Annotated in this window: 25 protein-coding genes and 1 pseudogene; 18 read left to right on the top strand and 8 right to left on the bottom strand. The window is 75.0% G+C overall.

Annotation, left to right across the window (positions count from 1 at the left end):
• Positions 1-84: 84 nt before the first annotated feature.
• Positions 85-450 (top strand): DUF742 domain-containing protein, encoded by a 366-nt coding sequence (locus ACGF5C_RS03475; protein ID WP_350680968.1) that lies wholly within the window; start codon positions 85-87, stop codon positions 448-450.
• Positions 431-1,054, top strand: coding sequence for an ATP/GTP-binding protein (locus tag ACGF5C_RS03470; RefSeq protein WP_350704111.1), 624 nt, complete (start codon positions 431-433; stop codon positions 1,052-1,054). The genes ACGF5C_RS03475 and ACGF5C_RS03470 overlap by 20 nt, the downstream gene beginning before the upstream one ends.
• 66 nt (positions 1,055-1,120) lie before the next feature.
• Here ACGF5C_RS03470 and ACGF5C_RS03465 read toward each other — a convergent pair whose 3' ends face one another.
• A complete protein-coding gene (locus ACGF5C_RS03465) occupies positions 1,121-2,209 on the bottom strand; it encodes a uroporphyrinogen-III synthase (protein WP_393296318.1) in 1,089 nt (362 codons plus the stop codon).
• A gap of 11 nt (positions 2,210-2,220) precedes the next feature.
• Positions 2,221-2,475: pseudogene (locus ACGF5C_RS03460) on the bottom strand (nitrite reductase); the annotation flags it as partial.
• A gap of 148 nt (positions 2,476-2,623) precedes the next feature.
• Between ACGF5C_RS03460 and ACGF5C_RS03455 the strand changes: the two are divergent.
• The 8 genes from ACGF5C_RS03455 to glmM all read left to right on the top strand — a co-directional run bounded on the left by ACGF5C_RS03455 (position 2,624) and on the right by glmM (position 6,987).
• Positions 2,624-3,340, top strand: a complete 717-nt coding sequence (locus tag ACGF5C_RS03455) for a class I SAM-dependent methyltransferase (protein ID WP_393296316.1) — start codon at positions 2,624-2,626, stop codon at positions 3,338-3,340.
• A 96-nt stretch (positions 3,341-3,436) separates the two neighbouring features.
• On the top strand, positions 3,437-3,694 hold the full coding sequence (locus tag ACGF5C_RS03450) for a DUF6364 family protein (RefSeq protein WP_208417965.1): 258 nt from the start codon (positions 3,437-3,439) through the stop codon (positions 3,692-3,694).
• Positions 3,684-3,977 carry a type II toxin-antitoxin system PemK/MazF family toxin gene (locus ACGF5C_RS03445; protein ID WP_350680954.1) on the top strand — a complete coding sequence of 98 codons (294 nt, stop codon included), beginning with the start codon at positions 3,684-3,686 and terminating at the stop codon, positions 3,975-3,977. The genes ACGF5C_RS03450 and ACGF5C_RS03445 overlap by 11 nt, the downstream gene beginning before the upstream one ends.
• 129 nt (positions 3,978-4,106) lie before the next feature.
• Entirely contained in the window at positions 4,107-4,256 is a 150-nt protein-coding gene (locus ACGF5C_RS03440; protein ID WP_393296314.1) for a hypothetical protein, read from the top strand.
• On the top strand, positions 4,253-4,399 hold the full coding sequence (locus tag ACGF5C_RS03435) for a hypothetical protein (protein WP_393296312.1): 147 nt from the start codon (positions 4,253-4,255) through the stop codon (positions 4,397-4,399). Before ACGF5C_RS03440 ends, ACGF5C_RS03435 begins: the two co-directional genes overlap by 4 nt.
• A gap of 190 nt (positions 4,400-4,589) precedes the next feature.
• A complete protein-coding gene (rplM, locus tag ACGF5C_RS03430; RefSeq protein WP_018720634.1) occupies positions 4,590-5,033 on the top strand; it encodes a 50S ribosomal protein L13 in 444 nt (147 codons plus the stop codon).
• 20 nt (positions 5,034-5,053) lie between these two features.
• Positions 5,054-5,521: a 30S ribosomal protein S9 gene (rpsI, locus tag ACGF5C_RS03425; protein WP_350680952.1), complete on the top strand. Its 468-nt coding sequence runs from the start codon at positions 5,054-5,056 to the stop codon at positions 5,519-5,521.
• A 110-nt stretch (positions 5,522-5,631) separates the two neighbouring features.
• Positions 5,632-6,987 carry a phosphoglucosamine mutase gene (glmM, locus tag ACGF5C_RS03420; RefSeq protein ID WP_350704106.1) on the top strand — a complete coding sequence of 452 codons (1,356 nt, stop codon included), beginning with the start codon at positions 5,632-5,634 and terminating at the stop codon, positions 6,985-6,987.
• Positions 6,988-7,095: 108 nt separating this feature from the next.
• On the opposite strand, the gene ACGF5C_RS03415 is transcribed toward glmM, so the two are convergent.
• Both ACGF5C_RS03415 and ACGF5C_RS03410 read right to left on the bottom strand, forming a co-directional pair.
• The gene (locus tag ACGF5C_RS03415; RefSeq protein WP_393296310.1) at positions 7,096-7,845 is read right to left on the bottom strand and encodes an ABC transporter ATP-binding protein; all 750 of its coding nucleotides are present in this window, start codon (positions 7,843-7,845) and stop codon (positions 7,096-7,098) included.
• Positions 7,846-7,847: 2 nt separating this feature from the next.
• Positions 7,848-10,676, bottom strand: coding sequence for an FtsX-like permease family protein (locus ACGF5C_RS03410; protein ID WP_393296308.1), 2,829 nt, complete (start codon positions 10,674-10,676; stop codon positions 7,848-7,850).
• Between the two features lie 98 nt (positions 10,677-10,774).
• On the opposite strand from ACGF5C_RS03410, the gene ACGF5C_RS03405 reads away from it, so the two are divergent.
• Positions 10,775-11,380, top strand: coding sequence for a PadR family transcriptional regulator (locus tag ACGF5C_RS03405; protein ID WP_393296306.1), 606 nt, complete (start codon positions 10,775-10,777; stop codon positions 11,378-11,380).
• A gap of 20 nt (positions 11,381-11,400) precedes the next feature.
• Here ACGF5C_RS03405 and ACGF5C_RS03400 read toward each other — a convergent pair whose 3' ends face one another.
• Both ACGF5C_RS03400 and ACGF5C_RS03395 read right to left on the bottom strand, forming a co-directional pair.
• On the bottom strand, positions 11,401-12,597 hold the full coding sequence (locus ACGF5C_RS03400; RefSeq protein WP_393296304.1) for a pyridoxal phosphate-dependent aminotransferase: 1,197 nt from the start codon (positions 12,595-12,597) through the stop codon (positions 11,401-11,403).
• Positions 12,598-12,628: 31 nt separating this feature from the next.
• Positions 12,629-13,141 (bottom strand): MmpS family transport accessory protein, encoded by a 513-nt coding sequence (locus tag ACGF5C_RS03395; RefSeq protein ID WP_393296302.1) that lies wholly within the window; start codon positions 13,139-13,141, stop codon positions 12,629-12,631.
• Positions 13,142-13,644: 503 nt separating this feature from the next.
• On the opposite strand from ACGF5C_RS03395, the gene glmS reads away from it, so the two are divergent.
• Positions 13,645-15,558, top strand: a complete 1,914-nt coding sequence (glmS, locus tag ACGF5C_RS03390) for a glutamine--fructose-6-phosphate transaminase (isomerizing) (RefSeq protein WP_393296300.1) — start codon at positions 13,645-13,647, stop codon at positions 15,556-15,558.
• A gap of 112 nt (positions 15,559-15,670) precedes the next feature.
• Here glmS and ACGF5C_RS03385 read toward each other — a convergent pair whose 3' ends face one another.
• Positions 15,671-17,254 (bottom strand): alpha/beta hydrolase, encoded by a 1,584-nt coding sequence (locus ACGF5C_RS03385; RefSeq protein WP_393296298.1) that lies wholly within the window; start codon positions 17,252-17,254, stop codon positions 15,671-15,673.
• A gap of 185 nt (positions 17,255-17,439) precedes the next feature.
• The gene (locus ACGF5C_RS03380) at positions 17,440-17,736 is read right to left on the bottom strand and encodes a hypothetical protein (RefSeq protein ID WP_393296296.1); all 297 of its coding nucleotides are present in this window, start codon (positions 17,734-17,736) and stop codon (positions 17,440-17,442) included.
• Between the two features lie 175 nt (positions 17,737-17,911).
• Between ACGF5C_RS03380 and ACGF5C_RS03375 the strand changes: the two genes are divergently transcribed.
• Genes ACGF5C_RS03375 through ung form a run of 6 tightly spaced genes read left to right on the top strand, consistent with a single transcriptional unit; the run spans position 17,912 to position 23,306 of the window.
• Positions 17,912-18,280 (top strand): holo-ACP synthase, encoded by a 369-nt coding sequence (locus ACGF5C_RS03375; RefSeq protein WP_350704088.1) that lies wholly within the window; start codon positions 17,912-17,914, stop codon positions 18,278-18,280.
• A 50-nt stretch (positions 18,281-18,330) separates the two neighbouring features.
• Entirely contained in the window at positions 18,331-19,800 is a 1,470-nt protein-coding gene (locus ACGF5C_RS03370) for an NAD(P)H-hydrate dehydratase (protein WP_393296294.1), read from the top strand.
• A gap of 58 nt (positions 19,801-19,858) precedes the next feature.
• Positions 19,859-20,977, top strand: a complete 1,119-nt coding sequence (gene alr / locus ACGF5C_RS03365) for an alanine racemase (protein ID WP_393296292.1) — start codon at positions 19,859-19,861, stop codon at positions 20,975-20,977.
• Positions 20,974-22,065, top strand: a complete 1,092-nt coding sequence (locus ACGF5C_RS03360) for an alpha/beta fold hydrolase (protein WP_393296290.1) — start codon at positions 20,974-20,976, stop codon at positions 22,063-22,065. The genes alr and ACGF5C_RS03360 overlap by 4 nt, the downstream gene beginning before the upstream one ends.
• Positions 22,062-22,544 carry a tRNA (adenosine(37)-N6)-threonylcarbamoyltransferase complex ATPase subunit type 1 TsaE gene (gene tsaE, locus ACGF5C_RS03355; RefSeq protein ID WP_393296288.1) on the top strand — a complete coding sequence of 161 codons (483 nt, stop codon included), beginning with the start codon at positions 22,062-22,064 and terminating at the stop codon, positions 22,542-22,544. The genes ACGF5C_RS03360 and tsaE overlap by 4 nt, the downstream gene beginning before the upstream one ends.
• Before the next feature lie 60 nt (positions 22,545-22,604).
• The gene (ung, locus tag ACGF5C_RS03350; RefSeq protein WP_393296286.1) at positions 22,605-23,306 is read left to right on the top strand and encodes a uracil-DNA glycosylase; all 702 of its coding nucleotides are present in this window, start codon (positions 22,605-22,607) and stop codon (positions 23,304-23,306) included.
• Positions 23,307-23,320: the final 14 nt, after the last annotated feature.

The raw sequence follows: 23,320 nt of genomic DNA, 5'->3' as shown, positions 1-23,320 counted from the left end.
GGTTGCGACGCGGGCTCCGCGTCGACGAGGGGACGAGGAGACCGGTGCCAGGAGGGCCCGGCCGGGAAGGGGAGGTGATCGCGGATGGACCAACGGCGCGCGGACCCGCGCGGCGCGCTGGTACGGCCGTACGCGGTTACCCGCGGTCGCACCGAGGCGCAGCTGGACATCGCCCTGGAGGCGGTCCTGTCGGCCACCCCCACCCAGGTCGCGGAGTCCCGCTTCGCGGGGCACGACAAGCACCGCATCGCCACCGTCTGCGAGGGGCGGGCGCAGTCGCTGGCCGAGATCGCCGCGTACACCCGGATGCCGCTGGGCGTCACCCGGGTGCTGGTCGCCGACATGGTGGCCGAGAGCCTGCTGACGCTACACACTGCCGCTCCCGCCGAGGGGTTCGAGGAGCGGATGGAAATCCTTGGAAGGGTGCTAAGTGGACTTCGCAGGCTATGACCCCGCCGGGGCCCGCCAGAGCCGGGGAATCATCTCCGCGAAGATCGTGGTCGCGGGCGGCTTCGGCGTGGGCAAGACGACCCTGGTCGGCGCGATCTCGGAGATCACCCCACTGAGAACCGAGGCGGTGATGACCGCGGCCGGGGTTGGCATCGACGACCCGTCCAAGGTGCCGGGGAAGCAGACCACCACGGTCGCCATGGACTTCGGCCGGATCACCATGGCCGAGGACCTGATCCTGTACCTCTTCGGCACGCCCGGCCAGACCCGGTTCTGGTTCATGTGGGACGAGATCATCAAGGGCGCGGTGGGCGCGGCCGTCCTCGTGGACACCCGCCGGATCACCGACGCCTTCGCGCCGCTGGACTACTTCGAGAACCGCAGGCTGCCGTACGTGGTGGCGTTGAACCGGTTCGACGGCGCGCCGCAGTACGAGCTGGAGGAGGTCCGGGAGGCGCTGGCCATCTCGCCGGACGTGCCGCTGGTGTTGACCGACGCCCGGCACCGGGAGTCGGTCAAGCAGGTGCTGGTGACCGTCGTGGAGCACGCCATGATCCGCCTCCAGTCCGAGCACGGCCGCGGCTTCCCGGCTCGGGTCGGCTGAGAACGTCCACGGCTGGACGGTGCCCGTGGCCGCCCCGGTGCGGGCGGCAGGGGCCGCCCTGCCGCGTCAGTCGACCCGGAGCCGGTAGCCGCGCTTGACGACGGTCTGCACCACCCGGGGCGCCCGCAGCCCGGCGCGCAGCCGGGCGACCGCCATCTCCACCGCGTGCTCGTCGGCGCCGCGCGGCAGTGTCCGTAACAGCGCGGTCCGGGACAGCACCCGGCCGGGGGAGTGGGCCAGTGCTCGGAGCACGGCCATCGGCGCCGGGGCCAGCGGACGCAGCTCGCCGTCGACCACGGCGGCGTGCCCGCGCAGGGTGAGCAGGTGGCCGGCCGCCTTCAGGGTGACCGTGCGGCGCGGCAACTCGTCCACGATGGTCCGGACCAGGGCGCCCAGCCGCGCCCGGGACGGCGTGCTGACCGGCACCCCGCGCCGCAGCAGCGGCTCCGCGGTGACCGCCCCCACGCAACTGGCCAGCACGTCGCGCCGGAACGCGTCCAGCACCGCGTCGCCGCGGTCCCCGGCGGCGCGCAGCAGCGCCTCCGCCGCCGGGGCCGAGGTGAACGTGACGGCGTCGACCAGCCGGCCGGTGACCAGGTCGATCAGGCGGTGCAGCGGGGCCGGGTCGGTCGGCGCCGCCCACCGGTAGACCGGCACCTCGATCACGGTGGCCCCGGCCGCCTCCAGCGCCATCGTGCACTCCGGCTGCCGCTCGCCGTGCAGCTGCATGGCGATCACCTGCCCGGCGACGCCGCGCCGGCACAGGTGGTCGACCACCTCGTCGCAACTCTCCGATTCTGGTGACCACTGGTCGTGCAGGCCGGCGGCGCGGATCGCCCCGCGCGCCTTGGGGCCCCGGGCCACCACGTACGCGTCGGCGAGGACGCCGCGCAGCGGCTCGGCCAGCCCCCAGCCCTCGGCGGCCTCCAGCCAGCCGCGCATCCCGATGCCGGTGTTGGCCATCAGGATGTCGGGTGGCCGGTCCAGGCAGGCCCGGGTGGCCTCGCGCAGGTCGGTGTCGTCGGCCAGCGGCACGATCCGCAGGGCCGGGGCGATCACCACCCGGGCGCCCCGCCGCTGGAGCAGTGCGGCGAGTTCGTCCCGCCGACGGTCGGCGGTCACCCCGATGGTGAAGCCGGCCAGTTCGTCGCGCATTCACCCTCCTGTCGCCGGCTGCCGACGATGCCCCTCGACAGCAGCGGGGTGGTCAACCGTTCGGGGTGGTCGAGCAGTTCGGCGGCCGTCCAGCCCTTCTGGCGGAGGCCGCCCCGGTTGGTGGGGAACTGCCGGGGGAGCACCGCCACCCGGCCGTCCTCCTCGCGCAGCGTCATGCCGCACTGGAGGGCGCAGTACGGGCAGTGCGTCGCCACCTCCTGAGGCGTCCGCCCCGGTCGGGTCGTCGCCCGTGCACCGTCCGTCATGTCGGCAAAGCGTGCCGGCGGGCGGTTTCCGGTCCGGGTCCCGTTTGTTTCGGTCCTGTCAAGAGCCCCTCACACCGCACCGGAGCGGCGGACCGAATCGCGGCGCTTACAATATGAGACAACTGTCCCGGAATTTGGGAGTAGCGACATGGGTGTGAGTGCGGTCTTCGACGCGGTGGCCGGCAGCTACGACGAGGCACGCCGGCGGCTGGTGCCCTGCTTCGACGCGTTCTACGGCACGGCCGTGGAGGTGGCCGCGCCGCCGTTGCGGGCCGCGCTGGCCTCGGGGCGTACCCCCGAGGTGCTGGACCTGGGTGCGGGCACCGGGCTGCTGTCGCTGCTGCTCGCGGCGGCGGTGCCGGGGGTGCGGCTGACCCTGGTCGACGCCGCGCCGGCCATGCTCGCGGTCGCCGCCGAACACCTGCGGGCCCGGTCGGTGCCACACCGCACGGTGACGGCCGACCTGGCCGACCCGCTGCCCGCCGGTCGCTACGACGCGGTGGTCAGCGCGCTGGCCATCCACCACCTCGACGACGCCGGCAAGCGAACGCTCTACCGGCGTGCGGCGGCGGCGCTGGCGCCCGGCGGCGTGTTCGTCAACGCCGAGCAGGTCGCCGGTCCGACCCCGGAACTCGACCGGCGCTACCACGAGGTGTGGCTGGCGCAGGTCGCCACGCTGGGCTCCGACGCCGAGGAGATCGCCGCCGCCGAGGGCCGGATGGCGTACGACCGACCGGCGCCGGTCGCCGCCCAGTGCCGCTGGCTGGCCGAGGCGGGACTGGCCGACGTCGACTGCTTCTTCAAGCAGTGGCGCTTCGCCGTGTTCGGCGGCCGACGCGGGCACGACGCCGAGGCAGCCGGCTGACGGGTCGCCATGGGCCGACTGGGGGGCTTTGTCTGGTTTGCCGGCTGGCGGCAAGCGGGATGACTGCTGGTCACACCGCTGGGTAGTCTGCACGGCATGACTGCCAAGGTGACCCTGTCGTTCTCGGACGAGACGATCGAGGAGGCCCGGCGGTTCGCCAAGCGCGAAGGGCTCTCCCTGTCGGCGTGGATGGACCAGGCGGCCCGGGAGAAGGCGTTGCGCGAGGTCTTCACCGCGCACGCCGCCGCCGTCGGCCGGGCCGGGCTCGACCTCGAATCCGCCGCCCTCGCCGACGCCCGCGAGGTCGGCATGGTCGACGACGTGCTCTTCGGCGGGCGCCCGCGTGCTGCGTAGGGGCGAGGTCTGGCGCATCGACGGCGCCCGGGAACGGCTCGGGCTGGTGATCAGCTCCGACGTCTACAACTCCACCGACGTGCCGATCGTCATCGTGGCCGAGGTGGTCGAGGAGGCGCTGCTGCGCGACTCGCCCCTGGCGGTGCCGATGGGCGCCTACGTGGTGATGCCCGACCGGCTCTCCTCGCCGATGAAGAAGTGGTTCACCGAGTGCGTGGACGTCGCTGACACCGAGACCATGCTCCGGGTCGGCCGGGCGTTGCGCATCCTGCAACAGCTCTGACATCTCACCGGCGCGGCCCGGCCGAAGTGCGCTCCTCGTTTCCGGCCCGACCCGCGACGGGCACCGCGGGGTAATCCCCGGTTCCTGGCGTCCCTCCAGGTCACACCGACGAGGAGGGTCGCCGTACAGATGATCCCGGCGATCTTCCGGGCCCGGGCGGCCTCCGCGGTGGACGCCGGCCGGCGGGACGCGGCGGTCGCCCAGTGCTGGGCCGGGCGGATGACCGGGGCGCTGATCGGCATCGCCGGGGCGGTCGGGCCGCCGGCGGGGTGCTGGTGAACATCGCCTTCCGGCAGTCGTTCCTCACCCTGGGCAGCGCGGACGCGGCGTACGTCGCCTTCGTCGTGGCGTACGCCGCGTGTTTCGGGGTGACCTGGTCGGTCTACCTGCGGCCGGGCCCGCGCCGGTTGGTCGGGGTGTGACCCCGGCCATGCTCCGTGGCGGGTCAGGCGGGGCGGTACCCCGTTTTGACCTGCCGACGGGGCGGCGGGTATCGTTGCCTGCTGTTGTACGACATCCAGAGGCGTGCCGCCTGAGGTACGCTTGGTCGTTCGTGCGCGCCCGGTAACCTCGGCGCGCGACCCCAGACCGACGACGAGACAAGGTATACCTGTGCGTACGTACAGCCCGAAGCCGGGTGAGATCGAGCGTCAGTGGCACGTCATCGACGCCTCTGATGTCGTGCTGGGCCGCCTGGCCACCCACGCCGCCACGCTGCTGCGCGGCAAGCACAAGCCGACTTTCGCGCCGCACGTCGACACGGGCGACTTCGTCGTCATCGTGAACGCGGGCAAGGTGGCGCTGACCGGCAACAAGCGGCAGCAGAAGATCGCCTACCGCCACTCCGGTTACCCGGGTGGTCTGAAGCAGGTCGGCTACGACGAGCTGCTGACCAAGCGTCCCGAGCGGGCCATCGAGCTCGCCGTCAAGGGGATGCTCCCGCACAACAAGCTCGGCCGTAAGCTCATCAAGAAGCTGAAGGTCTACGCCGGTGCCGAGCACCCGCACGGCGCGCAGCAGCCGGTGCCGTTCGAGATCAAGCAGATCGCGCAGTGAGCGCGGGCGAAGGAATCAGCATGACCGACATCACCGCCACCGAGGTTGCCCCCGAGGAGGCCACCGAGGCGCCGGCGCCCGTCGCCCGCGCGCCTCGTGGTGACCGGCCGATCCAGACCGTGGGTCGCCGCAAGGAGGCCATCGTCCGGGTCCGCATCGTGCCGGGCACCGGCAAGATCACCTGCAACGGTCGGGACCTCGAGGCCTACTTCCCGAGCAAGGTGCACCAGCAGCTGATCAAGGACCCGCTGGTCACCGCCGAGAAGCCGGAGGCGTTCGACGTCATCGCCAACCTGCGCGGCGGCGGCACCACCGGTCAGGCCGGCGCGCTCCGGCTGGCCATCGCCCGGGCTCTGATCGTCAGCGAGCCGGACGACCGCCCGGCGCTGAAGAAGGCCGGCTTCCTCACCCGGGACGCCCGGGTCAAGGAAAGCAAGAAGTACGGCCTCAAGAAGGCCCGTAAGGCTCCCCAGTACTCGAAGCGCTGACCTTCAGCGGCACGTTGTACTTCTGACGAACGGCCGGGTCGCCTCCCCTCGACGGGAGGCGGCCCGGCCGTTCGCCTTTCCCTGGACCGTTTCATCGGAGGTTGTCGGGTATGGGTCGGTTGTTCGGCACGGACGGCGTACGCGGGCGGGCGAACGCGGATCTCACGCCCGAGTTGGCGCTCGCGGTGGCGGTCGCCGCCGCGCACACGCTCGCCGAGTCGGACAAGAGCCATCCCCCGCTCGCCGTGGTCGGCCGCGACACCCGGGCCAGCGGCGAGATGCTGGAGGCCGCCGTCGTGGCCGGTCTCACCAGTGCCGGCGCCAACGTGGTGCGGGTGGGCGTGCTGCCGACGCCGGCCGTGGCGTTCCTCACCGCCGAGGCCAAGGCCGACCTGGGCGTCATGCTCTCCGCCTCGCACAACCCGATGCCCGACAACGGGATCAAGCTCTTCGCCGCCGGCGGGCACAAGCTGCCCGACGAGATCGAGATGCAGATCGAGTCGGCCGTCGCGGCGAACGCCACCACCGCCTGGGAGCGGCCGATCGGCGCCGGCGTCGGCCGGGTGCACGACCTGCTCGACGGCGCCGACCACTACGTGCAGCACCTGGTCGGCACCGTGCCGCACCGTCTCGACGGGATCAAGGTCGTGGTCGACTGCGCCAACGGCGCGGCCGCCGAGGTGGCGCCGGTGGCGTACCGGGAGGCCGGGGCCGAGGTCGTCGCCATCCACGCCGAGCCCGACGGCCTGAACATCAACGACGAGTGCGGCTCCAACCACATCGAGGCCCTGCGGGCCGCCGTGGTCGAGCACGGCGCGCACCTGGGCATCGCGCACGACGGCGACGCCGACCGGTGCGTCGCGGTGACCGCCGACGGCGACGAGGTCGACGGCGACCAGGTGATGGCGATCCTCGCCCTCGCCATGCGGGAGGCGGGCACGCTGACGCAGGACACGCTGGTCGCGACCGTGATGAGCAACCTGGGCCTGCGCCTGGCGATGTCCCGCGAGGGCATCCGGCTGGTCGAGACCAAGGTCGGCGACCGGTACGTGCTGGAGGAGCTGCGGGCGTCCGGGCTGGCGCTGGGCGGCGAGCAGAGCGGCCACATCGTGATGCCCGCGTACGCCACCACCGGCGACGGCGTGCTGACCGGGCTGCACCTGATGTCGCGGATGGCGGCGACCGGCAAGTCCCTGGCCGAGTTGGCCGGCGTGCTCACCCGGCTGCCGCAGGTGCTGGTCAACGTGCCCGTCGGCGACCGTACGGTCGGCGCGGCCGCGCCCGCCGTCCGGGCCGAGGTCGAGCGGGCCGAGGCGGAGCTGGGCGAGACCGGCCGGGTGCTGCTCCGCCCGTCCGGCACCGAGCCCCTGGTCCGGGTCATGGTCGAGGCCGCCACCGAGCACGTCGCCCGCGAGACGGCCGAGCGCATCGCCGGCGCGGTGCGCGTCGCCAGCCCGACCGCCTGACCTCTCTCTTCGGCCCGGGCCCGCCTGTGGCGGGCCCGGGCGTCGCCTTTCCCGGGCGGTCGGGAACCGGCCTGAGCCCTCCGCCAGAGGCGGCTGCCGGCGGCCGGTCTACAGGCGCAGGCCCGCGGCGCGCCGGAAGGTGGCCGCCGGGTCCTCGCCGTCGGTGAGGTCCACGTCCTCGACGATCCGCCCGTCGCCGAGGCGGATCAGCCGGTCGCACCGGGCGGCCACCGCCCGCTCGTGGGTGGCGAGCAGGATCGTCATGCCGTGCCGTTCGCGCAGGTCCAGCAGCAGGTCGAGGATCTGCCCGCCGGTGGTCGAGTCGAGGTTGCCGGTCGGCTCGTCGGCCAGCAGCAGCCCGGGGGAGCCCATCAGCGCCCGGGCGATCGCGACCCGCTGCTGCTGACCGCCGGAGAGCTGGGCCGGCAGGGCCCGCTCCCGCCCGGCCAGGCCCACCGCGTCGAGCAGTTCCCGGGCCCGGGCGGCGTGGTCGGCCCGCCCCCGGCGGGGCAGCACCGGCGCGATCACGTTGTCCAGCACGGTCAGCGCGGGCAGCAGGTGGTAGCGCTGGAAGACGAAGCCGACCCGCTGCCGGTACCGGGTCAGGGCCGACCGGCCGAGCCCGGTGATCTCCAGTTCGTCCACCGTGACGGTGCCGCCGTCGACCTGCTCGATCGCGCCGATCATGTGCAGCAGCGTGGACTTGCCGGAGCCGCTGGGCCCGGTCAGCGCCACCACCGTCCCGGCCGGAATCTCCACGGACACGTCGTCGATCGCGGTCACCTGCTGCGGGCCGGCCCCGAACCGTCGGACCAGCCCGGCGACCCGGACCGTGCTGCCCACCGTCGTCGTCTCCATCGTCACTCCTCCGCGAGCAGTCGTGCGGTCGGCAGCCGGCGCAGCAGCGCGGCCGGGACCAGGGCGGCCATCGAGGTGACCAGGACACCGGCCACCGCCACCAGCGCGGCGACCGTGACCAACGTGCCGGGCAGGGCGCCGACCAGCCAGGCCGCCCCGGCCAGCCCGAGGCCGGCGCCGGTGACCGCGCCGAGCAGTCCGAGGGCCAGCCCCTCGTACCCGATCAGGCGGCCCAGCGCGGCGTCGCTCCAGCCGACCGCGCGCAGGGTGGCCAGCTCGGCGGCCCGGTCCCGGATGTTCAGGTAGAGCACGTCGGCGACCGCGGCGGCGCCGAGCAGCACCGTCGCGACGGCGGCCATGGTGTCCGCGCCGCGCACGCTCAGCGACACCGTGTCGCCGAGCAGGCTGCCGACGATGGCGCCGCGGAACGCGTACCCGGCGGCGGCGACCAGGGTCAGCGCGGCCACCCCGATGGCCAGGGCACCGGCCCCGAGCAGGGTGCGGCCGGGCGTGCGGGCCAGGTTGGCCAGGGCCAGGCCGGCCAGGGTGCGCGGCCGGCGTACCCAGCGCGCCGTCGCCACCGCCGGGCGCAGCGCGGCGGCCGGGTGGGCACGCGCGGCCCGCAGGGCCGGCGTCAGGCCCGCGACCAGCGCCAGCAGCAGCGCCACCGGTACGGCCAGCGCCGCCCGCCGCCACCCCACGTCGATGCCGAGCCCGGCCCCGAGCGGGACCGCCAGCGCCAGCGAGAGCAGCCCGGCCGCCAGCCCGAGGGCGGCGACCTCGCCGAGGATCAGCGCGCCGATCCGCCGGGCCGGCCAGCCCAGGCAGGCGAGCACCGCCAGCTCGCCCCGCCGGTCCCGGACGGCGGCGGCGACCGCGTTGCCGAGGAAGAGCGCGCAGACCACCAGCACCAGCACGAAGAGTGCGACGCTCTTGCGGTCCACCGCCTTCGTGATCACCGAGGCGACCCCGAGTGCCGACCAGTTCTCGGTCAGCCGCAGCGCCGGCCGGCCGAACGACCCGGCGGGCAGCTCCACGGCCTGCGGGGTGGGGGACGAACCGAGCGTGATGTCGACGTCGAGCCCGGTGACCTGGGCGATCCGCTCGGCGACCAGCCGGACCTGTTCGGCGGCGCGTTCGTTGTAGCCGCCCACGTCGGCGACCCGGACCCGGATCGCGCTGATCGGGGCCTTCGCCTGTGGACTGCCGCCCCCCGCCAGCAGCGTCGGCACGCTGTCCAGGCTGGTCAGCAGCAGCGGCGGGGCGGAGAAATGACCGGCGGGGTTGCCGCCCGGCTCCAGCGGACGACCGCCCAGGGCGTCCCGGCTGCGGGCGTCCGCGCCCTGCGCCGACGGCGGCTCGTACGTCTCCAGCGGCACCCGCCCGAGGTCGCTGAAGCCGGTCAGCTTCTCCGGGTCGAAGACCCCCACGGCCCGCCAGCCCCGGTACAAGTTACCCGGTGCGCCCTCCGTCAGCGGGAGCTTGCGCAGCGACCGCGCCCCCGTGTCCTCGGCAAGCCAGGGGCGCGGGAAGGGGTTGAACGTGACCTGGTCGCCGTACACCTCCGGATCGGCCGCCGGGAGCGCGCCGACCCGCAGCGTGCCGTCGGGCAGCCGGTCGTACCGCGTCGGCCCCGCCTGGACCATCGCCTGGAGCTGGCCGAAGCAGCAGCCGGCCGGGGAGAGGCCCGTGGCGAGCTGGGTACGCCAGCCGGCGGCCACGTCGTGCCGGGCTTCGCCGGCGGCGAGCTCGGGGCCGCGCCGGAGGGCCCGCTCCAGCTCGTCGAGTTCGACGCCGGCCGGTCGGGCTGCGGGCAGCCGCGTGAAGCTGGCGCGCAGCTCCTCATCGACGAAGGGGGTGCTGGTCGCGAGCACCGGCACGTTGAGCATCTCCGCCGAGCCGGTCCGCTTGACGGTCGTGGTGTCGTCCGGGCCCAGCGTCCGCCCGTCGACCACCGCCCCGCCCAGGCCGACGAGGCGGTCCTCGGCGGCCGGGTCCACGGCGGCGAGCAGGAGCGGCACCGTCAGGCTGACCGCGATCCGCAGCCGGTCCGAGGTGGAGGAAGGCCCCATCCCCCTGTCGGGGAAGACGCCCCGGCCGGCCTCGAACCGGCCGTCGGGGAGCAGCCGCACGGCCACCAGCGACCACTCCTCGCGCTCGGAGTACGCGCCGGGGCTGCCCAGGGCGTACCGGGGGTCGCAGACGGGCCGGGTGCGGCCGTCGGGCAGCACCTCGCGCGGCGAGGGACCGCAGGTGTCGGCCCACGGATAGCTGCGCCCGTCGGTGTACGGCGTGGAGTCGCTGGAGAGGGATACGTCCGTGCGGGGGTAGATCAACGGGTGGGTGGTGACGTACACGTAGCGGGGCCGGCCCGGCGCGCCGGAGAGGCCGCGTTCGGCGACGAACCGGGGATCGACGCGGATGACCTGCCGGTCGAGCGACCGGTCCACCGCCCCGGTCAGGTCCAGCGGGGTCGGCACGGGGGCGGTGGAGTAGCCGAGCATGGCGATGGGGGCGGCGACGTCCACCCCGGTTACCGCCTTCACCTGGTCGTACTGCGCGGCGGTGATGCCGCCGAAGAGGCCGGAGAGGTAGTTGGGTTGGACCAGCCGGCGCTCGGCCTCCAGCGGGGTGCGGGCGCCCTTCGGGCGGACCAGGATGTCGTAGGCGGCCTCGGTGTTCCGTTCGACGGCCCCGGTGACGTCGAGTCGTGAGGTGGTGGTGGCGCCGGTCAGGACGACGAAGCCGGTGGTCGCCACCAGCACGCCGACCAGCAGCGCCACCGACCGTCCCGCACGGCCGCGAAGCTGCTTCCAGACGATGTTGAGCATGTCGCGCCTCCCCGTGTGCTGAACACACTGTGCGCGATACATTGTGACAATGCAAGGCCCGCCGGGGTGGGCCAGTCCGGATCGGATCGGAGGAGACGGTGGCGATACAGCACGCGGTCCTGGCCCTGCTCGCCGGCGGCCCCAGCTACGGCTACGAGCTGAAGGGCGCCTTTGAGGAGGCGGTCGGCCCGCAGTGGGGCCCGCTCAACATCGGGCACCTCTACCAGATCCTCGACCGGCTCTCCCGGGACGGCCTGGTGGTGGCCGAACGGCATCCCCAGCCGGTCAAGCCCGACCGGGTGGTCTACGAGATCACCCCGGACGGCCGGGCCGAGCTGGACCGCTGGCTCGCCGAGCCCAGCCCGCGCAGCGGCGGGTTCCGGGACGACTTCTTCCTCAAGGTGACCGCCGCGGCCCGGTCCGGCGACCCGGCCACCGTGCGGACGGTGCTCGGCAACCAACGCGGTCACCTGATGCGGGAGCTGCGCAACCTCGACGGGCTGCGCCGCCGGGCCGACGATCCGGTGGTCGGCCTGCTGCTCTCGGCGGCGAGTCGGCACGTCGAGGCCGACCTGGCCTTCGTCGACGACGCCGAGGGGGTGCTGCTCGCCGACGGCGGCGCGATGGTCGCCAGGCTCCGGGCGCCCCGCTCGGAGGGGACGTCGGCGAAGCGGGGGAGCGGCCCGACCCGCGCCGCCGGCTGACGGTCAGGCGCAGGCGCCGGTCACCGCGTGTCGGTGAGCCGACGCAGCCGGGTGACGGCCTCGGTCAGGACCTCCGGGCGCTTGCAGAAGGCGAAGCGGACCAGCCGGCGACCGGCGTCGGCGTCGTCGTAGAAGACCTGGGTCGGGACGGCGACCACCCCGCACCGCTCGGGCAGCGACCGGCAGAACTCCACGCCGTCGCGCCCGCCCAGGGCGGTGACGTCGGCGGTGACGAAGTACGTGCCCTCCGGTGCCAGCACCTCGAACCCGGCGTCGGTCAGCCCGCCGACGAGCTGGTCCCGGCGGGCCTGCATGCCGTCCCGGAAGCCGGTGAAGTAGTCGTCCGGCAGGGCCAGCGCCACCGCGACCGCCGGCTGCAACGGCGCGGCGTTGACGAAGGTGAGGAACTGCTTCACCCGCAGCACCGCCGAGACCAGCGCCGCCGGCCCGCTCACCCAGCCGACCTTCCAGCCGGTGCAGGAGAACGTCTTGCCGGCCGAGGAGATGCGCAGCGTCCGCTCGCGCATGCCGGGCAGGGTCGCCAGCGGCACGTGGCCGGCGGCGGCGTCGGTGAAGACCAGGTGCTCGTACACCTCGTCGGTCACCGCGTACGCGCCGTGCTCCCGGCACAGCTCGGCGACCAGGGCCAGCTCGTCGGGGGTGAACACCTTGCCGGTCGGGTTGTGCGGCGAGTTCAACAGCACCAGCCGGGTGCGTGGGCCGAACGCGGCGCGCAGGGCCGCCGGGTCGAAGGCGTACCGGCCGTCGGCGGCGGGACGCAGCGTGACCAGGCGCCGGACCGCGCCGGCAAGCGCGATCGAGGCGGCGTACGAGTCGTAGTACGGCTCGAAGCAGATCACCTCGTCGCCCGGCTCGCAGAGCCCGAGGACCGCCGCCGCGATCGCCTCGGTGGCGCCCGCCGTCACCACGATCTCGCCGTCCGGGTCGTACTCCAGCCCCCAGAACCGGCGCTGGTGCGCGGCCAGCGCCGCGCGCAACGCCGGGACGCCCGGCCCCGGCGGGTACTGGTTCTGCCCGGTGCGCAGCGCCTCGGCCGCCGCGGCGAGCATCTCCGCCGGCCCGTCGGTGTCCGGGAAGCCCTGGCCGAGGTTGACCGCGCCGGTACGGACGGCCAGGGCGGACATCTCGGCGAAGACGGTCGTCCCGAACGCGCGCATCCGCGCCACCAGCGGGTCGACATCGGCGGTGGTGGTCACGCCCGCCAGCCTACGGACTCCCGGCCCGGGTTCAACCCGTCGTCCCCTTGTTGCAGGTGACCTGCCACCGGCCGCCGTCCTCGGCTGCGGCCCGGCCGTCGACGGTGATGCGGCAGCCGATCGCGCTGTTCCGGTCGGGGCCGGTGGCCAGCACCATCACCCGCTCGGCGTCGTGTGCGCGCAACCGCATCCGCCAGGGCAGGGTGACCCCTTCGGTCTGGACGAAGTCACCGTTGGCGTCGTAGTACTCCACGTCGGCTGGCCCGCGGCCGGTCACCTCGTAGACGACGGTGACCGTGCCCGGCCCGTCGGAGGGCGTCCGTGCCGGTGCGACGGTCCGTGCCGGCGTGGCTGGCGGGGTCGTCGGGGCCGGCTCGGCCGTCGGCCACCCGCCGCCAGGCGGTTGCTGGTACGGGTAGGGCAGGTGGGCGAGCGGGCGGTCCGGGTCGCCCTCGTCGACGGTGCTGACAAGGCGGTCGGCGAGGCCGAGGCAGGCGCAGATGCCGAAGACGACGACGGCGCCGGCGGCGACGCCGAGGTCCACCGTGGGAGAGCGCTTGCCCGACGCACGCGGGCCGGCGGGGGCCGCATCGGGTGCGGACGGGCCTGCCGGCGGGGTCGGCTCGGGCGACGGCGTGGCGTGGGACATGGCTGTGCTCCGGGAAGGCGGGCGGGGCGGCCGCGAAGGGTCCAGGTTGGTCGCCGGTTGATCACGCTGTGGACCGGCGGCTCACTCTAGACGGGCAGGCGTCGATCCGATGCCGGCTGCCGGTCGGTCCTCACGGCGCGGGCGGGTACGTCCTCATGGGGCGCAGGTCAGTCGCCACGCGCCGCCGGTGATGGTGTCTTCGGCCGCGCGCGGCCGTCAGGGTGCCGTACGCGGCCGACGCGGGCAAGCCACTTCTCGTGCCGGTTTCGCCCCCGGCGTACGGGGGGCGGCCATTTGTCCTCCCGGATCCCGGCCGTTACCCGATCGCTCAAATTCGGTGATCGTTTACCCGGCTTTCGCGCACACGCGATGAGCGAAACTGGGTTAGGCTGCGGGACATGTGTGGAATCGTGGGTTACGCCGGCGCGCGCCCGGCGCTCGGAATCGTGCTCGACGGACTACGGCGGCTGGAGTACCGCGGCTACGACTCGGCCGGCGTCGCCATCGTCTGCGACGGCGAGCTGCTGACCGAGAAGAAGGCGGGCAAGCTGGCCAACCTGGAGAAGGTGCTCTCCGAGCGGGCCGCCGAGGACCCGACGTCCTGCGCGGCCAGCCCCATCGGCATCGGGGACGGCACCACCGGCATCGGGCACACCCGGTGGGCCACCCACGGCGGCCCGACCGACCGCAACGCCCACCCGCACCTCGCCCCCGACGGCCGCGTCGCCGTGATCCACAACGGCATCATCGAGAACTTCGCGAAGCTCCGCGCCGAGCTGGAGGCCGACGGCGTCCAGTTCAGCAGCGACACCGACACCGAGTGCGCGGCGCACCTGCTCTCCGCCGCACTGGCCGACCTGCGCGCCGCCGGGCACCCCGAGGGCCCGCAGCTGCTCGCCGCCGGCATGCGGGTGGTCTGCCAGCGTCTGGAGGGCGCGTTCACCCTGCTCGCCGTCGACGCCGCGGTGCCCGGCGCCGTCGTCGGCGCCCGCCGCAACTCGCCGCTGGTCGTCGGCCGGGGCGACGGGGAGAACTACCTCGCCAGCGACGTGGCCGCGTTCATCGAGCACACCCGGGACGCGGTGGAGCTGGGCCAGGACCAGATCGTCCTCATCACCGGCGACACCATCGAGATCACCGACTTCTCGGGCCAGCCCGCCAGCGGCAAGGACTTCCACATCGACTGGGACTCCTCGGCCGCCGAGAAGGGCGGCTACGACTGGTTCATGCTCAAGGAGATCGAGGAGCAGCCCCAGGCCATCGCCGACACCCTGCTCGGTCGGCTCACCGAGACCGGCGAGATCATGCTCGACGAGGTCCGCCTCAGCGACCAGGACCTGCGCGACGTCGACAAGATCTTCATCGTCGCCTGCGGCACCGCCTACCACTCCGGCCTGGTCGCCAAGTACGCCATCGAGCACTGGACCCGGATCCCCTGCGAGGTGGAGCTGGCCAGCGAGTTCCGCTACCGCGACCCGGTTCTCGACCGGTCCACGCTGATCGTCGTGATCTCGCAGTCCGGCGAGACGATGGACACGCTGATGGCGCTGCGGCACGCCAAGGAGCAGAAGGCCCGCGTCCTGGCCATCTGCAACACCAACGGCTCCACGATTCCCCGCGAGTCCGACGCCGTCCTCTACACCCACGGTGGCCCCGAGATCGCCGTCGCCTCGACCAAGGCGTTCCTGACCCAGCTCGTCGCGTGCTACCTGATCGGCCTGCACCTGGCCCAGGTGCGGGGGATCAAGTTCGCCGACGAGGTGGCCGCCGTCGTCGAGCAGCTCCACCGGATGCCGGGCAAGCTGCGCGAGCTGCTGGACCGCATCGAGCCGGTCCGCGAGCTGGCCCGCGACCTCAAGACCGAGCCGACCGTGCTGTTCATCGGCCGGCACGTCGGCTACCCGGTGGCCCTGGAAGGTGCGCTCAAGCTCAAGGAGCTGGCGTACATGCACGCCGAGGGCTTCGCCGCCGGCGAGCTGAAGCACGGCCCGATCGCCCTGATCGACAAGGGCACCCCGGTGATCTGCATCGTGCCGTCGCCCGTCGGCCGGGGCATGCTGCACGACAAGGTGGTCTCCAACATCCAGGAGGTGCGGGCGCGCGGCGCCCGGACCATCGTGATCGCGGAGGAGGGCGACGAGGCGGTCGTCCGCTACGCCGACCACCTGATCTACGTGCCGCGTACGCCGACGCTGCTCGCGCCGCTGGTCACCACCGTGCCGTTGCAGGTCCTCGCCGCCGAGATCGCCGCCGCCAGGGGGCACGACGTGGACCAGCCCCGCAACCTGGCCAAGTCGGTGACGGTCGAGTGACGCCGGCCGGCGGCGGGGCGCCCGCCGCGCCGCCGGCCAATCCCGGAATCCCGGGGACCCGCCGCCCGTCCGGGGTCCGTTCGTCGCGGAGGTCCCGCGTGGCGTCGCCACGTCAACGGCCGAGCACCACGCGGGCCATGCCGTCCAGCGCCGGGTTGTCGGCCGCCCAGTAGCCGGTGTGCCCGTGCCGGCCGCTGGGGAAGGTGCGCCCGCCGAAGCCCGGGTGGGCCGGGTCCTGGCCGAACCACAGCTCGCGTTCCGGTCCGCCGGCCAGCCGGGCGGCCACACCGAGCGGCGACGCGGCGAGCAGGGCCTGCCGGGCCAGCTCGTCCGGCGGCCGGGCGAGCCGGATCACGTCGTCCGGCGCGGTGCTCGCCCAGACCTGCCCGGGTGGCAGGCCCAGCTCGGCGGCGTGCGCGACGCCCACCCCGGGCGAGCCGACGAAGACCAGCGCGTCGGCGGCCAGCCCGTGGTCGCGGGCGGCCGTGCCGACCACCAGCGAGCCATAGCTGTGGCCCAGCACGGTCTGCCGGCCCGGCGGCCCGTCGTGGGTCGCCCGCAGCCCCTCCTGGAACCGGTGCAGCGCCGGGCCCGCGTCCCGGGCCTGCCCCGGCCAGGCCGCCTCGTGCAGGAAGTCGGGGGCGTCGTAGTCCAGCCAGAGCACCGCGGCGGTCTCCTCCTCCGGCGCGATGGCGGCGCAGCGGGACAGCACCCGCGCCGCCCGGCCCAGCTCGCCGGGCACGTCGCCCAGGCCGGCGGTCATCCCCGGCACGTACGTCAGCGTCCGCGCCGCCCGGTCCGGGTTGCCCAGCGCCACGACCGCGCGGCCCTCGCCGGCGGTGCCCAGCCCCAGCAGGTACGCCCGGGGCGCCTCGCCGGCGGCCAGGCGCCCGGTCAGCGCGTCCAGCCCCGCCAGTGCCCGCTCGACCCGCAGCAGCCCGGCCAGCTCGACCGGCCTGCGCGGCACCCGCTCCAGCAGCCGGCGCCGCGCGGCGAGCAACTCCTCCCGCCGCGCCCCGAGCAGCAGGCGGTTGGCCTGGTCGCGGGCGGCCACCGGCACCCCGTCGAGGCGCCCGACGAGCGCCGCCTCGTGCGCCACCAGCCACCGCCGCTGCGTGGGGGTGAGCCCGGCCCACCACGCCCGCACCGCGGCCGGGGTGGCGCCGGGCGGAGGCCGGCCGGGTGGCGGCGGGGCGACCCACGTCGACCGGGCGGCGGCGGACAGGGCTCCCAGCCGGTCGGCCGCCTCCCTGTCGGCCGCCCCGGCCAGCGCCAGCGCCTCCCGGATCGCCGCGCCCACCCCGGCCGCGACCTGCCCCGACCGTGGGGAGGCCGGCGCGCGGGCGGGATCGGCGGCGACCCGCCCCCGTCGGTCGACCAGCAGCCCGGCGCCGTCCGCGCGCGTCACCGCGGCGGCGAGCCGGGCCTTCGCCGCCCCCAGCCGACCGGCGAACTCGGCCAGCACCTGATCGGCCTCGATCAGGGCGGGGCAGACCGTGGTCAGCTCGGTGCGCAGCGCCGCGAGCCGGGCGTCGGCGGCCCCGCCGGCGCCGCCCGACCAGTCGGCGCGCAGCGCCGCCGCCCCGGCGGACAACTCGTCGGCCCGGCGCCCGACCCGGTCGGTCAACCCCCGCCAGGCCGCCCCGGCGGCCCGCCAGGCACCCGGGTCGACCGCCCAGAGCTGCCGGTATCCCACGGCCGGCGCCCGCTCGGCGGGGTGCGCCGGCCGCCCGGACGGCCCGGCTCGGCCCGTTGCCCGCTCGGCGGGATGCGCCGGCCGGCCGGTCGGGCCCGCTCGGCCCACCGCTGGTGGTGCCGGCGCGGATCCGGCCGCCAGTGGTGCCGACCCGGCTCCGCCCGCCGCCGGTCGGGCCGGCGCGGTCACCGGGGGAGGGCGGCGAGCCGGCCGGCCGCCCGGTCGTCCACCGACTCGTACGCCTCGGCCGCCGCCCGCACCGCACCGGCCGTCGCGGCCACCCGGGCGCCGAGCGCACCGAACCAGGCGTGCACGGCCGACTCCAGCCCGGTCAGGGCCGCCCCGGCCGCCCACTCCGGGGCCGGCACCACCAGCCCGGCCACCCCGGCCAGCCCGTGCCCCAGCCGGTACGCGTCGTCGCCGAGCGCGCTCGCCGCCCGGCGCAGCGCGTCGGGTCGTACGGTGATCGGCTCCTCGGTCATCCTCGGCCCCCGTGCCTCGCGGAACATCGACGACCGGAACGCTAGGCGGCGTCCACACCCCGGCAGGCACCCTGTGGACGACGGCCCCGGCGGACGGACACCCGTCGTCCACAGGCATTGCCCGGCCCCGAGCCGGCGGCTAATGTGCGGCCGCCCGCGCCGGTAGGGTGAGCCCGTGATCGTCGCTGTCGGCATCGACGTCGTCCTGGTCGAGCGGTTCGCCCGGGCCCTGGCGCGGACGCCGCTGCTCGCCGACCGGCTCTTCACGGAGGCCGAGCGCTACACCAGCTCCGGCAACCCACGTTCGCCGGAGTCGCTGGCCGCCCGGTTCGCGGCCAAGGAGGCGGTCGCCAAGGCGCTCGGCGCGCCGGCCGGGCTGAGCTGGCACGACTGCGAGATCGTGCCGGACCCGGACGGCCGTCCCTGGCTGACCGTCTCCGGCACGGTCGCGGCGGCGGCCACCGAGCGCGGGGTCAACCGCTGGCATCTCTCGTTGTCCCACGACGGCGGGATCGCCTCGGCCATGGTGGTCGCGGAACGGTGATCGGAGCGCGCCGACCTGGCGCGCCGGGAAGCTCGGACGGGGGCGGTGGCGTGAGACCGGTGTGGCGGGTCGCGGACGTACGCGCGGCGGAGGCGGCGCTGATGGCCGCCCTTCCGCCCGGGACGCTGATGAAGCGGGCCGCCGCCGGGCTGGCCCGCCGCTGCGCGCTGCTGCTCGCCGACCGGGGCGGGGTCTACGCCGCCCGGGTGCTGCTGCTGGTCGGCTCCGGCGACAACGGCGGTGACACGCTCCTGGCCGGCGCGCACCTGGCCCGTCGCGGCGCGGCCGTGTCGGCGCTGCTGCTCAGCCCCGGCCGGGCGCACGCCGAGGGGCTGGCCGCGCTGCGGGCCGCCGGCGGGCGGATCGTGGACCGGCCGCCGGCGACGGTCGACATGGTGCTGGACGGCATCGTCGGGATCGGCGGGCGGGGCGGGCTCCGTGACACCGCCGACCAGCTCGCCGCCAGCCTGGTGCGGCACTGCGGGCGCGACGGCGCCCCCGCCACCGTGGTCGCGGTGGACGTGCCCAGCGGTGTCGCGGTCGACACCGGGGACGTGCCGCTGACCGCCACCGGGCGGCCGAGCGCCGTCCGCGCCGACGTGACGGTCGCGTTCGGCGCGCTGAAGCCCGCGCTGGTGGTGGGCCCGGCCGCCCCGCTCGCCGGTCAGGTGGAACTGGTCGACATCGGGCTGGAGCCGTGGCTGCGCGGCAGCCCCACGCTGCGCGTGATCGAGTGGTCGGACGTCGTGGACTGGTGGCCCCGGCTCGGCGCGGCGTCGGAGAAGTACACCCGGGGCGTGGTGGGCGTCGCCACCGGCTCGGCCACCTACCCCGGCGCGGCGGTGCTCTCGGTCGCCGGGGCGCTGGCCGGCCCGACCGGCATGGTCCGCTACGCCGGCTCCGCCCGGGCCGACGTGCTGCACCGGCACCCCTCGGTGATCGCGGCCGGCCGGGTCGCCGACGCGGGGCGGGTGCAGGCCTGGGTCTGCGGCTCCGGGCTGGGCACCGGCGAGGAGGCGGCCCGGGAACTGCGCGCGGTGCTCGCCGCCCCGGTGCCCGTGGTGCTCGACGCCGACGCGCTGACCCTGCTGGTCGACGGCTCGCTCGCCGACCGGCTGCGCAAGCGGGACGCCCCGATCGTGGTCACCCCGCACGACCGCGAGTTCACCCGGCTCTGCGGGGAGACGCCGGGCGCCGACCGGGTGGCGGCCACGCTGCGGCTGGCCGCCTGGATGAACGCCGTGGTGCTGCTCAAGGGCGACCGCACGGTGATCGGCACGCCGGACGGCCGGGCGTACGTCAACCCGACCGGCACCCCGGCGTTGGCCACCGGGGGCACCGGCGACGTCCTGGCCGGGCTGCTCGGTTCGTTGCTCGCGGCGGGGCTGGCGCCGGAGCGCGCGGCGGCCTCGGCCGCGTACCTGCACGGGCTGGCCGGTCGGGAGGCGGCCCGGGGCGGGCCGGTGACCGCGCCCGACGTGGCCGACGCCCTCCGCCCGGTTCTCGCCCGTCTCGGCTGACCGCATTGGCTCCGCCGGCCTGGGCCGGGGAGATCAGCGCGGAAAGTAGGCTGGGGGCATGTGGCAGGCCGAGGTGCGGGTGGATCTGGACGCGATCCGGGAGAACGTGAGCCGGCTGCGGGCCGGCACCGCCGCCGAGCTGATGGCGGTGGTCAAGGGCGACGGCTACGGCCACGGCATGGTCCCGGCCGCCCGCGCCGCGCTGGACGCCGGGGCGGACTGGCTGGGCGTCTGCACGCTGGACGAGGCGCTGACGCTGCGCCGGGCCGGGATCACCGTGCCGGTGCTGGCCTGGCTCCTCGCGCCCGGGCTGCCGCTGCACGAGGGGGTCGCCGCCGGGGTCGACCTCGGCGCCGCCAGCCTGCCCCAGCTCGACGAGATGGTCGAGGCGGGCCGCGCGGCCGGCCGACCGGCCCGGCTGCATCTCAAGATCGACACCGGGCTGTCCCGGGGTGGCGCGACCGTCGCCGACTGGCCGGCCCTGCTCGACGCCGCCGCCAAGGCGCAGGCCGACGGCCTGGTCGAGGTGGTCGGGGTGTGGAGCCACTTCGTCTACGCGGACTCGCCCGGCCACCCGACCATCGACCGTCAGCTCGCCGTCTTCCACGAGGGCATCGGCATGGCCGAGCAGGCCGGCCTGCGGCCCCGCTACCGGCACCTGGCCAACTCCGCCGCCACGCTGACCCGACCGGACGCGCACTTCGACCTGGTCCGGCCCGGGCTCGCCGTCTATGGGCTCTCCCCGGTGGTCGGCGAGAGCTACGGGCTGCGCCCGGCGATGACCGCGCGGGCCCGGGTGATGCTCGCCAAGCGCGTCCCCGCCGGTTCCGGCGTCTCGTACGGGCACACCTACACCACCGAGCGGGAGGCGAACCTGGCAGTGGTGCCGCTCGGCTACGCCGACGGGGTGCCCCGGCACACCTCCAACAGCGGGCCGGTGCAGCTCGGCGGCCGGTGGCGGCGGATCTCGGGCCGGGTCTGCATGGACCAGTTCGTGCTCGACTGCGGCGACGACCCGGTGGCCGCCGGCGACGTGGCCACGCTCTTCGGCAGCGGCGCCGGCGGCGAGCCCACGGCCGACGACTGGGCCGAGGCAGCCGGCACCATCAACTACGAGATCGTCACCCGGTTCGGCAGCAGCCGGGTGCCCCGCGTCTACGACGGCGAGCGCCCGTGACGTCCCGTTCCCGGATTCCGCTGCCCCGCTCCGGGCACGCCCGGGCCGCCGTGGGCGCGCTGGCCGCCGTCGGGGTCGCCGCCGCCGGGCTCGCGGCCGGCGTCGCCACCGAACGCGCCCTGGTCCGCAAGCTCAAGTCCGACCCCACCGACCGGTACGCCGACGAGGTCTTCGGCGAGCAGCGGTACGACGAGGCGTTCCGGCTGGAGATGCCCGACGGCACCGACATCCACGTCGAGGTGGTCGAGCCGACCCGGCCGACGCCCGGCAACCCGACCGTGGTGCTGGTGCACGGCTTCTGCCTGGACATGGGCACCTTCCACTTCCAGCGCAAGGTGCTCGCCGAGCGGGGCGAGCTCCGGATCGTCGCGTACGACCAGCCGGGGCACGGCCGGTCCGGGCGGCTGGAGACGGGCGAGTACGACCTCACCGCGCTCGGCCGGACGCTGCGCGAGGTGATCGACCGCGTCGCCCCGGAGGGGCCGCTGGTGCTCGTCGGCCACTCGATGGGCGGCATGACGATCATGGCCTTCGCCGAGCTGTTCCCGGAGCTGTTCGGCGACCGGGTCGTCGGCACCGTGCTGATGGCCACCTCGGGCGGCCTGCTCGCCGAGACCAAGCTGGTGGCGCCGGCTCTGCTCGGCCGGGTCGGCGCGCCCGTGCTCTACATGGTCGGCAACGTCACCCGCTACGGCGGCACGGTGATCGACCGCGCCCGCAGGTCCACCACCAACGTGGCCTGGCTGCTCACCCGCAGGTACGGCTTCGGCACCCGCCACCCCAGCCCGGCCCTGGTGTCGTACGTCGAGACGATGAACTCGCGCACGTCGGCCGACACGGTGACGCGCTACCTGCGGACGCTGGCGACGCACTCCCGCTTCCCGGCGCTCGCCGCGCTGGCGGACACCCCCGTGCTGGTGGTCGTCGGCGACAAGGACATGATCACCCCGGTGACCCACTCGGAGGAGATCGTCCGGCGGCTGCCGCACGCCGAGTTCGTCAAGATCTCCGACAGCGGGCACGTGGTGATGCTGGAGCACGCCGACGAGGTCAACGCGGCACTGACGCGCTTCCTGGAGGAGCTGTGACGCATGTCGTCGAGCTGCCGACGGTCGACGACACCCACGGGTTCGGGCGGAGGCTGGCCGGGCTGCTGCGCGCCGGCGACCTGCTGCTGCTGACCGGGCCGCTGGGCGCCGGCAAGACCGCGTTGACCCAGGGCATCGGGGCCGGGCTCGGGGTGCTCGGCGACATCACCTCGCCCACCTTCGTGATCGCCCGGTTGCACCGGCCGGACCCGGCCCGGGGCGGCACGGTGGCGCTGGTGCACGCCGACGCGTACCGGCTGGGCGACGCGGCAGATCCGCGCGCCGAGATCGACGACCTCGACCTGGACGCCTCGGTGGACGAGTCGGTGACCGTGGTCGAGTGGGGCGAGGGCCTGGTCGAGCAACTGGTCGAGGCGCACCTGCGGGTGCGCGTCAACCGGCGCGACGACGACACCCGGGTGGTCGAGCTGGAGCCGGTCGGCGGCGACTGGGCGCAGCGCCTCGCCGCCCTCGGGTGAGCGCTGTCGTACTGTCTGCCTAGAGTGCGCGGGACGGATTCGACAGGCGAAAGGTTGCCGATGCCCGACGACGCCCCCACCCTGGACCTGCTGGCGCTGCTGCCGGAGGACTGGCGTGCCGTGCTCACCCCGCACCTCGACCCGGCCCGCACCGCCGAGCTGGCCGCGTTCGTCGCCGGGGAATACGCGACAAGCACCGTCTTCCCGCCGGTCGAGGACCTCTTCTCGGCCTACCGGCTCTGCGCGCCGGCCGACTGCCGGGTGCTGATCCTCGGGCAGGACCCCTACCACAAGGCGGGGCAGGCGCACGGGCTCAGCTTCAGCGTGCGGGAGGGCGTGAGCGTGCCGCCGTCGCTGCGCAACGTCTTCAAGGAGCTCGGCGAGGACGTCGGCGTGCCGAAGCCGCGCAGCGGCAACCTGAGCGGTTGGGCGGCGCAGGGCGTCCTGCTGCTCAACTCGGTGCTCACCGTCCGCGAGGCCACGCCCGGTTCGCACGCGAACCGCGGCTGGGAGGAGTTCACCGACGCCACCATCCGGGCGCTCGACGCGCTGGACTCCCGGGTGGTCTTCCTGCTCTGGGGCGGCTACGCGCGCAAGAAGGCCGCGCTGGTCACCAACTCGCAGCACGTGGTGTTGGAGGCCGGGCACCCCAGCCCGATGAACCCGCGCGGCTTCCTGGGCAGCCGGCCGTTCAGCGCGGCCAACAAGGCCCTCGCCGACGCGGGCCTGCCCACGGTCGACTGGGAGCGCTCGGCCGGCTGACGAAGTCCGCAAGC

It is taken from the genome of Micromonospora sp. NPDC047620 (assembly GCF_043205005.1).
Classification (GTDB): Bacteria; Actinomycetota; Actinomycetes; order Mycobacteriales; family Micromonosporaceae; genus Micromonospora.
The sequence above is the reverse complement of the archived record's forward strand: the minus strand, read 5'-3'. Positions and strand labels throughout refer to the sequence as shown.

Bases quoted from the DNA above. Each gene is read 5' to 3' on its own strand.
- ACGF5C_RS03475 (WP_350680968.1), top strand. From the start codon at position 85: ATGGACCAACGGCGCGCGGACCCGCGCGGCGCGCTGGTACGGCCGTAC.
- ACGF5C_RS03465 (WP_393296318.1), bottom strand. From the start codon at position 2,209: ATGCGCGACGAACTGGCCGGCTTCACCATCGGGGTGACCGCCGACCGT.
- ACGF5C_RS03455 (WP_393296316.1), top strand. From the start codon at position 2,624: ATGGGTGTGAGTGCGGTCTTCGACGCGGTGGCCGGCAGCTACGACGAG.
- ACGF5C_RS03450 (WP_208417965.1), top strand. From the start codon at position 3,437: ATGACTGCCAAGGTGACCCTGTCGTTCTCGGACGAGACGATCGAGGAG.
- ACGF5C_RS03440 (WP_393296314.1), top strand. From the start codon at position 4,107: ATGATCCCGGCGATCTTCCGGGCCCGGGCGGCCTCCGCGGTGGACGCC.
- rpsI (WP_350680952.1), top strand. From the start codon at position 5,054: ATGACCGACATCACCGCCACCGAGGTTGCCCCCGAGGAGGCCACCGAG.
- glmM (WP_350704106.1), top strand. From the start codon at position 5,632: ATGGGTCGGTTGTTCGGCACGGACGGCGTACGCGGGCGGGCGAACGCG.
- ACGF5C_RS03415 (WP_393296310.1), bottom strand. From the start codon at position 7,845: ATGGAGACGACGACGGTGGGCAGCACGGTCCGGGTCGCCGGGCTGGTC.
- ACGF5C_RS03410 (WP_393296308.1), bottom strand. From the start codon at position 10,676: ATGCTCAACATCGTCTGGAAGCAGCTTCGCGGCCGTGCGGGACGGTCG.
- glmS (WP_393296300.1), top strand. From the start codon at position 13,645: ATGTGTGGAATCGTGGGTTACGCCGGCGCGCGCCCGGCGCTCGGAATC.
- ACGF5C_RS03380 (WP_393296296.1), bottom strand. From the start codon at position 17,736: ATGACCGAGGAGCCGATCACCGTACGACCCGACGCGCTGCGCCGGGCG.
- alr (WP_393296292.1), top strand. From the start codon at position 19,859: ATGTGGCAGGCCGAGGTGCGGGTGGATCTGGACGCGATCCGGGAGAAC.
- ung (WP_393296286.1), top strand. From the start codon at position 22,605: ATGCCCGACGACGCCCCCACCCTGGACCTGCTGGCGCTGCTGCCGGAG.